This is a genomic window from Tumidithrix helvetica PCC 7403, from assembly GCF_965232925.1.
GTDB lineage: Bacteria > Cyanobacteriota > Cyanobacteriia > Pseudanabaenales > Pseudanabaenaceae > Tumidithrix > Tumidithrix helvetica.
The window spans coordinates 1-10,557 of record NZ_CBDDRA010000057.1 but is presented as its reverse complement, the minus strand read 5'-3'; the positions used below and the strand labels follow the sequence as shown (position 1 = coordinate 10,557).

The window sequence follows — 10,557 nt, the reverse complement described above, 5'->3', positions numbered from 1 at the left end:
TTCTGGTGCTCAATGGAACCGTCACAATGTTGCTCAAGTCTTGAAGCATCGTTGTGCTTACCTCAACGGTTATTTCTATGCCCCTAAGTATATTTGCTCAGTGCCTAATTGAGATGCTCCCCTTTAAAGCCATTTAAGTGGATCGTCTTGCCAATATTAAAAGGAGTTCTCTGTTTATCTTGAATTAAACTAGAAGGGCTTGCTACACCTAATATTACAAAGATAAGACGCCTATAATCTGCTTTGTCTACCCGCATGTTGTAGCACGCACGAATTAAAGCGAAAAAATCATCAAGATTGAAACCAAGGCTTAGAACGCTATCTATCTCATCAATGAAGATGACAATCTCACCAGAAACTGATGTTAAAAGTACCGAATCTAGAAATTTTGCAAAGCGTTGAACTGCTGGAAGAAGACTTTGATTTTGCCACCAAGAATCTAGATCGAACGTATTGTAAAGTTCAAAGCTATCAACAAGATAGTCAATTATGCCTGCATACCACTGTTCGGGGCTTATACCAGTCGTACCAATAGCTGTTATATCTATAGAAGCACAGGCATAACCTTCCTCTCGCAATCTTTTCATTGTACGGACTCGCAAACTTGATTTCCCCATTTGCCGAGCATTGAGAATGTAACAAAATTCACCTCTCTTTATCCCATCATATAAATCTAAATCTGCTTGACGATATACATAAGTGGGCGCATCTACTGGCAAACTTCCACCAACCTGAAACTCCAAACTCATATGTTCTCCTCAATGTGATAAATATCAAAAATCAATGGATGGTTAATAGATGCGTTCTACTTTAAGCGATCTTGAAAATACTGACGATAGAGATCGCATGTAAGCACTACATTATTGCCCTGAAATTTTACTAATCCCATACTTCGCAGAGTAAATGCCGTTTCCGTCTCTAATCGAACACTTTCTCGTTGAGAAGATAATTGCTTCATCGCCGCAACAAGCGTACAATCCTCCTCGATGTTTGCTAGGTGTCTACGTAAATGATCTCCGTATATTCCAGCTTCAGTTGCAGCTTCGTTGAGTAGGCGATCTAATGTCAATCGATTGCGTGCGAGTTGATAAAGAGCAAGTCTTAGTAAGTAGGGATGCCCTCCTACTAAATTGATGAGTGATTCTATTTGCGTATTATTCCATTGCAAATTATGTTTGCAAATCAGATTTTCTGTCTGCGATCGCGTGAACTCTGGAAGTTCAACGGGAATTCCTACATTGAAGGGCGACTGATTAATATTGAGAGGAATGTATGCATCTTTTGAGTGGACAATGACAAGGCGCAACCTCTTCCAAATCTCTTCGTTTTTTGCTTTCTCATGCCAAGCTCGAAGTAATCCTAGAAAGTCGGCTGCGATATCAGGGTATTGAAATGTCAGATCTACCTCATCCAATCCCAGCACAAGTGGTGTACTGCTTTCTGCGAGAAGATATCGTTGAAAGTACTTTGTGCATTTGTTTTTACTGCCTAATATGCCTTTCCAGTATTCATCTAGTTTTTCTTCAACTTCCAACTCCGACGCAATACTTGCACAGAACCATTGCAAAAAAGAATCAAGATTACCAAACACATCTGAGTCCGCTTGCTGGAAATACAGATGCACAACCCGATCGCCTCGTTCCTTAGCACAATCTAAAATTCGCGATAAAAGCGATGATTTCCCCATTTTACGCGGTGCTTTAATGCGGATAAGAGATCCAGATCTTGTCACCGCTTCAAAGCAGTCTTGTTCGATGGGAGGGCGGTCTACATAAAAGGTAGAATTTATTGCAACCTGTCCATCTGGTTCTTCTATATGCTGCGTGCGCTCTAGATTTGTAATGACTGTTGTCTTGTTACAATTGGCAAAAATGCCAGATAGAGCATTTAAGGCGACTATGGCATTCTCAAAGCGTTGCCGATAGTCATAGCGCACCATCTTATCAATGATTGCAGTGAGTTGTGGGCTAATTGAATGCACGAGATCTTGCCAAATCAGTTCGCTCGTTCGGCTGTCTTTGGGGATTTTTAGACAGTCTTTAAGACCAGTCAATGCTTGCAGGCAAACCATTCCAATCGCATAGATATCACTACTAAATTGAGGATTTCCTGCAAGTTGCTCGTTAGGCATATAACCCAGCGAACCAATTACTACTGTGTGAGTTGAGGTCTGTTCGTTGGAAGCTCTTGGCGTTCCCTTTGTCCCCAATGCTTTTACTGCACCAAAATCAATCAGGATAATTTTGCGATCTCTACTGCGTCGCATTAAATTGGCAGGTTTGATATCGCGATGGATCACCTGAGAACTATGAACAAATGCAAGGACTTGTAAACTATCATGAAGGAAAGCAATGACTTCGGCTTGGCTCCATTGCTTTCCTTCAATAATTTCGTTGCTAAGTGCCTGTCCTTCAACAAACTCTTGTACTAAATAAAACTCGCCATCCTGTTCAAAGTGGGCAAACAGTCGGGGGATTTGGTCGTGACCACCCAAATGATGCAACATCTTTGCCTCGCGTTCAAATAAGCGTTTAGCAATCTCTAAATCTTGTGGATTCTCGAACTTAGGCTTGAGTTGCTTCACCACGCAAAAGGGATCGCCTGGTAGCTGGTTATCTTTTGCTAAAAAAGTCTGCCCAAAACCACCACCACCTAGCGGGCTGATAATTTGATATCGACCGGCGAGAATGATTTCAGAGCTAGTCATATTTTCGCCTATGTAAATTAAGTAGGTTTTTATAGGTTAGCGGAAAGTATAGATTTTTATCAAAAGCACTTTATTTCTACCGTAAGTTCATCGACAAAGTAATTTACTTGGTATTTCAAGGTAAATCTAATGTGAATTTGAGGTAAAGATTTTTGGGGGAAGTAGGGATGCCGGAGCACCCATGCGAAAATTGGGTAGGGCAGCAAAACATACTGAACTTTGAAATTACTCAAAAAGAGACCGCCTTTAACTCTGCTCTTCCAAATAGGCTGCAACAGCTTTCAAGTCTTCTAACCCTCGGTTCAAGCGATTGAGATAGGCTTCGCCCTTCTCAGTATCAAAGTTGAGTTTGGGGTTTTGCAAAGTGATTTCTTGAATTGCTTCTAACCACTTGGCAATCGGCACATGGCTAACGGCTTCACGCAGTCCCATATTGGTTAGGATGGCAAGGTAAAAGCCTGTCATGTCTTGACCTCCATAGTTATAGAATCCACTCCATAGCTCTAGTTTTTCGGGGGTGTACTCGAAGTACTGGTCGGAGGTGATTGGGGTGCGATCGAGTTGGGGCTGGGGGAGTGGTGGTTTAGACATATGTATTGGGTCATCGAATTGAGTTGGGAATGAGTGCGATCGGGTATTTGGGAATGACGATTCTTTTTGATACTGTTTAGAACATGCCTAGCCTACTCGTGACGATTTATCTACTTTAGGCTTTCCCATGTTTGTGCGAGCTATTTTTCGATTCTCTAGTAATTCTGCTAGCAGCACTTCTCGCTTTTGGGGATCGTTCCAGTCATCGATAAAATGTCGAAATGCAACAGTCGCTAGATCTTGCATTGCAGGCGCAGCACTTTGATGTTCGCTCTCCAGACCAACCCTGATCTGACGAAGAACCTCATAAATTTCTGTGGGTATGCGAATTGTGGAAGTCAAGTTTCGATCGCAAATAAGATTTTGCAGCATTATAGTGAGCTTGCTTCAATATCTGCTAGCATGTATACATGCATACATACTTAAATTGTATGGCTAAATGATATAAATGCCGCCATGTATTGAGATTGTAAGGAGCCAATGTTAGAACTGATAATTCGGGGCGTACCCGTGCAACGCGGACCACAAAGCGATCAAATGAGCTATATCGCCAGTTTGACCTTCAGCGATATTGCAAGATTGCTTACGGATGGCAGGCTTTATGTTCCCAATGAAACCAATTTGCCAGATCTGGCGCAACGCAAACTAAATCCAGTCCGAGTTAAGGCGATCGCGCAATATATTCTTGAGACCTATCCAGAAGGCAGCACGTTTTTCCCACCAATTTGCCTGAATGTCCATCCAATTCCCACTTATAAAGATGGCGCGATCGCTTTGCCCTACCATGAAGTCACCATGCGCCTGACGGATGGACAGCACCGCTGCTGCGCGATTCGCAAGGCGATCGAGCAGATACAGTCAGAGCGTTTGCAAGAGTTGCCTATGGTTTCTAAACTAGAAATTGGAGTATTGCTCTATGCTGGCTTACCTCTGGAATTGGAACGACAGGCGTTTCGAGATCAGAATTTGTTAGCGCAAAGACCGGGAGTGTCTTTATCCCATTTATTTGACGGGCGATCGCCTTCCGTTCAAATTGCGAAAGAATTAATGCAGCGCGTGCCTCAGTTTGTAGATAACGTTGAGGTGATTGAGAATGGCTTAGGTACGCATAATCCCAAGTTGTTAACTCTCTCCACATTGGTCAGCGCAACCAAGAGCATGTTTCCCAACTTGAGGTCAAAGAAAGACCTCGATCGCTTGACTGAGTGGGCTGAGGCTTTTTGGGTGGCAGTAGCCAGCGTTTTGCCCAAGAGTCCTTGGGAAACGAGAAGTAAGGAAGATCGCGATCGCCAACGGCAAGAATCCTTAGTCGTTTCAGCAGTGACATTTCAAACTCTGGGATGTTCAAGTTTGAGCCTAGCCATTAGCAGCCTCTAAGGATTGCTCGGCAGTCATCGCAGTATCTATTAGGTCTTTATGAACTTCATAAAATGCTAGAGCTTCTTTCACCTGTACTTCAGACAAGTTATATTCATCGGCAATCTGAGCGTGAGACATTCCCCACTTCTGATTTGCAATTATCAAAGTTTGAACTCTGAGGGATGTACCTTTTACAACTGATTCGAATTGACCGCTTGCCCCCTGACGGGATGTAATTTGAGAAAAGGAATCTTTCAAGGAGCTAACCTTTTCACTCACTGCCAAAAGAATAAATTGGTCAAGCGAAATACTTTGGCTCTGGGCTAATTGTTCAACTTCTTGTTTCAACTGTTCAGGCAGATTCAGTGTATAAGCTGTCATGCTTTGATCGCAATTCTTACTATGTCTTCAATTATTATCTTAACTCGTATGCATATGCCGATTACCGTCAAACCGTCAGAATTTTCATAGAGGGCGACAAACGAAATCACATAAAGTACCGCTTGAATCTACGAATTATCATCTTTTACTCTCCGATTAACTCCTTCTTCATTCAGAAGAACATCAGAGAATGCAACACTTGCTACTGAAATCAGATGATATTCTAAAGCAGTCAGAGGGCTATGCCCATACTCTATCCAGATCCCGACTTTATCCTTCTCCCAAGCGTGAATCCAAAAGTATGTTTCTTTTCTCAACTGTGGATGATTTGAGGGATAAGAGTTAAATAAGCGACTTGCCCACTTACGATATTTTTGATTTTGCTTGGAAAGTAGATGCCCTGGACAAACTATCGCGCTCAGATCGCCAATATGATAAGCATAGTTATCTCCCCATCGGCAAAAGAATCCCTTATTACTGGCTATGCTTGCAATATTCGCTGAGAGATTATTACCTTGCTTTCCATATTTTTCTGATTTGCCAATATACAACGGTATTATTTGTTCATTCTCAAGCCAATACATCATGTATATTAATCCCTCATAAATTTCTCCTCCGCGAGAAAAATCAATTAGGACTTTGTTAACTTCATCTATCACAAGAGCTTCCATTGAGATAGAACGCTTGAGCAAAACCCTAGCATCTTTCCCGTATCCTTTGGTATTAACAACCAAATCCTCATTATTAACTTCAAACAATGGAATTCCAAGCTTAGGATTTACATATTCTAGGCAAAAGTTTTTCCATAGATGTAATTTCTTATCTAAGTCTTCTACAATCATTATGGTTTAGAGCTAGTAGATTTGAGAATCTTGATATTCAATAAGATTGAAACTTCATAAACAAAGCTTAATATTACACCACAAGATATGTAGAAGATTGAATAGCAGGTTTTCATAAGCATTTTAGAGAAGAAGCATAAGTGCTGGTTTAATGGCATTTTTAGCTAACACTAGCTATTCCCAGAGATAATTCGAACTGTTTACCGCCAGCAACCGTCCCCGTCACGTAAGCGATCGCTTCTTCAAAGTATTCAGGAGTGTCATAGACTTTAGCGAACCAGTTCGCATCTTTAGCAGCTACTTCTGCAAACTTCTTGAATAGAAAGCCTTTCAGCCCAACTAAGCCATAGCGATATTGCTTTGCATCAGAGTTAGAGAGAGGCAAAATAAATGTCTTCGCATCCAAATCGCCAATCCATCTCATACTACTTGGGGAAGCCAAGAATATGAAAGTCTGATCCGAGCGCGTGGATATGGGCAGAGCAAGCGATCGTAGGTAATTCTCCCCCAATAATAAAAACACCAGATCGTACTCTCGAACGGCTTTTTCAAAAGCAGTATGAATTCCTAAATGTTTTGACCAAGCATCAACCTCATGCCCCTTCATGCCATTAAAGGTGACTTCATACGGTGCGATCGCCCGATCTTCAGGAATTAACCCATAGCCAGCAGAAAGAATATTCAGATCCACAGCTTCTTTGCCGAGTGACTGGCGCAGCAAATTCACACCTTCCATCAGCCGTAAATGCTGCATTCCCGTATACATTTCTCCCGCAGTACACATAGATTGCGCTAGCTTCTTTTCACCCTTAGCCAATCGCTTTCGATCCTCAAAGTCCTTGAGAGTCAATTGATTCTCAGGCTTATATTTCTTTTCACCCGTGCAGGACGTAACAATTAAGAGGCGAGGCTGGGTCATTTCAATCATCCTCGTACTCAGCCCAAGAGTTAGGTGTCTCTGACACTGAAACCTTTAGCTTAATATCTTCAGACAGCATTTCCTTAGTCTTGTCATAGATGAATTTAGCAATCATCTCTGCTGTTGTAGCATAACCTTCAGGCATAACTTCATTAAGTACGCAGCGATCGAGTCCGCCAACCGTACTATCACGCTTTGCCCAACGCAACGTACGAAAATCAGCCACCATAACAGAGTGTGGACAAAATTCTGAAGGGTATAACTTAGATGAGACAACTTCAATCTTGACTTTGTAAGTATGTCCGTGCATTCGTCCGCATGGGCCTATATAGCCCTCAATGTAATGAGCGCTGTCAAAACTAAATTCTGTGGCTAGTTTCCATTTAGGCATAGTTTGTTAGATTACACTGAGCTTTGCATTTCAACAATAGGTAGGTTTGGCTGTTATGCTACCTTCTACAAGTTCCTGAGTAACAAATAACAAATTTGGTATTAGTCAGCCCAGTCAAGAACGCGATCGCTGCTCTAGCACATTTCCTCAGATAGCGCACCCTCTCGCTTCTATCCGCCCACCTCGCAACTCTTCCCGCACCAAAAACGTAAACCGACCGCATCGCAGTTGACCTCTTGACACGCATCCAATTCCCAGAAATGTGGCGTTCATCCATTTTTTGCTTCAACTTTTATCAAAGTCCAAAAACTAGGAACACCAGTGCTGATTCAAGTTGGGCGATCTGTCTGAAATTACGATCGCTTTGGCGATCCTTCAATCTAGACTGACCTTCAAAACAGATAGCTTGCCCTCCGGGGTCAACTGCGTAGAAATTTTCAAAATTCCTTCTCTTTCACATCAATGCAAACAAGCTTCAGTCGGCAATCAACCGCAAGCAACAAACCGTTTAATGTTGAGAGGTTGCAATCTTTACCCTCTTCAAACAGCCTAGAAATTTGAGCGTAACGCTTACGTGGATCGGCTCCAGTTATTACCGCATAACTTCTGACTAAACTAGCTAACCATTTGTCCTCGCCCCACTTGTCGATCGCTATTTGCTTTATGGCGTCAATCTGCCGCTTTGTTAAGACATCTGGCGTTTCAGTCGCTGTCATGGTTTGTTTGGTTAGTAGCATCATGATAGTTTTAACACAAGATGAAGTGATTCAAACTGCTCGGCGGCATAGGGGCATCGCCCTTCTAATCTCCTTTCTAGTTATTCTGGGTATTGCTTAAATTGATGCCTCGCTCGCTATTTTTCATAGAGATATAGCCCCAAGCCAAACTTGGCAGCGGCACGCCTAAAAGCCATACCCTCGGCATTACTACTAGGGTCGCCGTAGGCTACCTCTTTAGACTCGGTGACAATCCGCCCCAGCTCGTCGCATAAAGGAATCTTCTTGACCTCCCCTTTCTGGTTTAGTTCGCCTTCGGGATGGTCGATATAAATCGGCTTCTCTTCTTTCAGCAATTCCGTACCCGTCGCCTCTCGCCAGACATCGCCGTTTACCGTGGGAATTGTCAAACGCCCCATCACAAACACGCGATCGCTGCTGTGGTTTATCTGTCTGATTTCCCAAGTCCATCCAGGCGCGTATTTATCCAAAACGGGAGGGATTTTATACCAAGAGATAAATGCAAGCGTCGCCCCACCTTGCTTTTTTGTGTCTAACAATTTTTCTGGCAACCTGCGGCTGAGTGCTTCCGTGATTTGAGCGATCGTCCATTCTCTAGGCTGAGTTGGTCGCTGCTTTTTCTCGGTTTGTGGCTGATTAATTGAAACTACATTACTGCTATTCACGGTCGTTCCTCCTCATTGAGATCCAAGGGATCGAATGCTAGATTTTCATCCGTTGATATTGCTTTACCAAACTTCGTAAAAGCAACTGTGTGATTTGAGTTCGTGCGTTTGTAGCTGGGTGGGATATGCTTCTTGACTTGTTCTTTGCAGAGTGCAAACAAAGCTTCGATAACACCTTCTTCGCTCTCTTCTGGATCGATCTCAGACCAAAGCGATACGGATATTTCTGCGGCTTCGTAATTGCCCAAGTTAAACTTTCGACTGTAGGTCACTGATGCGGTTTTGATTCTCATAATTGTTCTAGGGGAGAGATAGCGGGGCGCGACTCCCGCGATCGCGCAATTTTCCTAGGATTGCTTAAAACATTCTCGGTAGGCTTTCCGCTCCTGTCGAGTTGCTTCCCAATAAGGTACTGTGAGGTTTTTATCTCGGCAATCGGTCACCAACGCCCGATCGACTCCGATGCGATCGATACACTGCCAAAACTTAGTCTTTTCAATTGAGGTTTGTTGGTGGCTGAGCTGGTCGTCACATTTCACGAGGCGATTTACAACCGCAGGCGATAGTGGCGCTTGCAGGCTGGCAATTAAGCTAGCAATAAATAGGGGTTCCATATTTTTCGTTCGTTGGTGTGTGTAGTTAATATTCGTTGGCAAACATGACGCTCATAACGCGATGGGTCTTGCTACTATCAGACGGATCTTCGCTGTGCATCTCAAGTTGCAGATCGTAGTAATCGATCTTCCAAAACAGCAGATCGCCTTCAAGTTCGATAGAGCCAAAGTCACGCTCTCCCCAAGGGTCGTTATCTTGAGTGAAGTTATCGAAGTTTGCGATCGCTTCTGTCAGTGCAGTCAGCTTTGATGCATCCATTGCAGAAACGCGGTTAGATAGTTGCAACATTCCCAAAGAGAAGTCTTTGCGGAATCGGTCGTTAAGCTCGGCGATTTTATTTTGTGTGGAAGTTGTCATCGCGTTCTAGGGGTAATGTTTAGAGAAGGGCAGTTGAGGCACTGCCCAAGCCATGAAATGTTTAAGCGGCTTCCGAGCGCTCGGCAGTAATTTCTAGTAGATACTCGCTAGCTCTTCTAGCCTCCGCTGCCGCCTTAAAGAAGTACTTCTTATCGTTCTTCAGCGCTTGAATCCACGAATCGATATAGCTTGCATGATTCTCAATCTCGTTTGTAATCCCAAACTCATTACAGGTAAAAGCCGCACCAATTTCGGCGATCAATTCCTCATAGGCATAAGCTTTACTGCCAAATTTGCCCGACAGATCGCGATCGCATCTGGTTTTATGTCCCGTCCAGTGGGTAAGTTCGTGGATCGCGGTGGCATAGTAACCGCTAGCACTTGTAAACTGAGAAAACTCAGGCAGCATAATGGCATCGACTGCGGGAGCGTAGAAAGCCCTGCCACTATTACCATGCTTAATCTTAGCTCTAGTGGCTGAGATAAAACTGTCCGCAGACGCGAGCCTAGCATCCGTGTTAATCTCCATGGGTTTCTCTTCTAAAACTGCGATTTTATCGGCAATCTTTACCTTGGCTTCGGAATCGTCAAACATGCTGACATGAAAGACATTCAGCCATTTACAAGCATTGTAAAATTGCTTGCTAGATTTTCCCGTTTCTTCGTTCTCGATCTCTTTTGCTACGGTTCCGCCCCAACGCAGCCAAGTCGATTTGCTGCCTTTGGCAAGCTTCCAGCCTAGCTCTTTAGCTTGGCTGAAACCTACAAAATAGGGGCAATTCTAGGAGCGATCGCTTTAGATGGAACTCGTTCGAGCGGCGATCGCACAAACATATAAACGGCTGACCGCTGGGATGGCGTGTAGAAGTGTGTTTATACCAATTTAAATTATATTGGCAACAGATAGGGCTTCCAAAATGAAAGGATATCCAGTAATCGATGCTATAACTTGGGGAGTTAATTCTGCTAGAAGTTGGTCTACCTTTTCCCTAA

At 43.3% G+C, this 10,557-nt stretch carries 14 protein-coding genes and 1 pseudogene; 1 reads left to right on the top strand and 14 read right to left on the bottom strand.

Features of this window, described 5'->3' with window-relative positions:
* Positions 1-122 precede the first annotated feature (122 nt).
* From ACP2WE_RS25840 to ACP2WE_RS25825, 4 genes and pseudogenes are all read right to left on the bottom strand, one after another.
* A pseudogene (locus ACP2WE_RS25840) lies at positions 123-749 on the bottom strand (AAA-like domain-containing protein); the annotation flags it as partial.
* 56 nt (positions 750-805) lie between these two features.
* Complete coding sequence (locus tag ACP2WE_RS25835) at positions 806-2,707, bottom strand: AAA-like domain-containing protein (RefSeq protein WP_425218395.1); 1,902 nt, start codon at positions 2,705-2,707, stop codon at positions 806-808.
* A gap of 246 nt (positions 2,708-2,953) precedes the next feature.
* Complete coding sequence (locus ACP2WE_RS25830) at positions 2,954-3,298, bottom strand: hypothetical protein (protein WP_425218394.1); 345 nt, start codon at positions 3,296-3,298, stop codon at positions 2,954-2,956.
* A gap of 87 nt (positions 3,299-3,385) precedes the next feature.
* Entirely contained in the window at positions 3,386-3,670 is a 285-nt protein-coding gene (locus tag ACP2WE_RS25825; RefSeq protein ID WP_425218393.1) for a hypothetical protein, read from the bottom strand.
* 108 nt (positions 3,671-3,778) lie between these two features.
* Here ACP2WE_RS25825 and ACP2WE_RS25820 point away from each other — a divergent pair, with 108 nt between their 5' ends.
* Entirely contained in the window at positions 3,779-4,675 is an 897-nt protein-coding gene (locus ACP2WE_RS25820) for a DNA sulfur modification protein DndB (protein WP_425218392.1), read from the top strand.
* Here the strand turns inward: ACP2WE_RS25820 and ACP2WE_RS25815 are convergent.
* From ACP2WE_RS25815 to ACP2WE_RS25770, 10 genes are all read right to left on the bottom strand, one after another.
* A complete protein-coding gene (locus tag ACP2WE_RS25815) occupies positions 4,655-5,038 on the bottom strand; it encodes a DUF433 domain-containing protein (protein ID WP_425218391.1) in 384 nt (127 codons plus the stop codon). The genes ACP2WE_RS25820 and ACP2WE_RS25815 overlap by 21 nt on opposite strands.
* A gap of 128 nt (positions 5,039-5,166) precedes the next feature.
* Positions 5,167-5,880 (bottom strand): hypothetical protein, encoded by a 714-nt coding sequence (locus tag ACP2WE_RS25810; protein ID WP_425218390.1) that lies wholly within the window; start codon positions 5,878-5,880, stop codon positions 5,167-5,169.
* A gap of 160 nt (positions 5,881-6,040) precedes the next feature.
* Positions 6,041-6,799: a DUF6884 domain-containing protein gene (locus ACP2WE_RS25805; protein ID WP_425218389.1), complete on the bottom strand. Its 759-nt coding sequence runs from the start codon at positions 6,797-6,799 to the stop codon at positions 6,041-6,043.
* Position 6,800: 1 nt separating this feature from the next.
* On the bottom strand, positions 6,801-7,190 hold the full coding sequence (locus ACP2WE_RS25800; RefSeq protein WP_425218388.1) for a 6-pyruvoyl trahydropterin synthase family protein: 390 nt from the start codon (positions 7,188-7,190) through the stop codon (positions 6,801-6,803).
* 437 nt (positions 7,191-7,627) lie between these two features.
* The gene (locus tag ACP2WE_RS25795; RefSeq protein ID WP_425218387.1) at positions 7,628-7,906 is read right to left on the bottom strand and encodes a hypothetical protein; all 279 of its coding nucleotides are present in this window, start codon (positions 7,904-7,906) and stop codon (positions 7,628-7,630) included.
* Between the two features lie 137 nt (positions 7,907-8,043).
* Positions 8,044-8,592, bottom strand: coding sequence for a DUF1071 domain-containing protein (locus ACP2WE_RS25790; protein ID WP_425218386.1), 549 nt, complete (start codon positions 8,590-8,592; stop codon positions 8,044-8,046).
* The gene (locus ACP2WE_RS25785) at positions 8,589-8,885 is read right to left on the bottom strand and encodes a hypothetical protein (protein ID WP_425218385.1); all 297 of its coding nucleotides are present in this window, start codon (positions 8,883-8,885) and stop codon (positions 8,589-8,591) included. Before ACP2WE_RS25785 ends, ACP2WE_RS25790 begins: the two co-directional genes overlap by 4 nt.
* A 54-nt stretch (positions 8,886-8,939) precedes the next feature.
* Positions 8,940-9,206: a hypothetical protein gene (locus ACP2WE_RS25780; RefSeq protein WP_425218384.1), complete on the bottom strand. Its 267-nt coding sequence runs from the start codon at positions 9,204-9,206 to the stop codon at positions 8,940-8,942.
* A gap of 25 nt (positions 9,207-9,231) precedes the next feature.
* Positions 9,232-9,564: a DUF3768 domain-containing protein gene (locus tag ACP2WE_RS25775; protein ID WP_425218383.1), complete on the bottom strand. Its 333-nt coding sequence runs from the start codon at positions 9,562-9,564 to the stop codon at positions 9,232-9,234.
* 61 nt (positions 9,565-9,625) lie between these two features.
* The gene (locus ACP2WE_RS25770; RefSeq protein WP_425218382.1) at positions 9,626-10,159 is read right to left on the bottom strand and encodes a zincin-like metallopeptidase domain-containing protein; all 534 of its coding nucleotides are present in this window, start codon (positions 10,157-10,159) and stop codon (positions 9,626-9,628) included.
* Between the last annotated feature and the right edge of the window lie 398 nt (positions 10,160-10,557).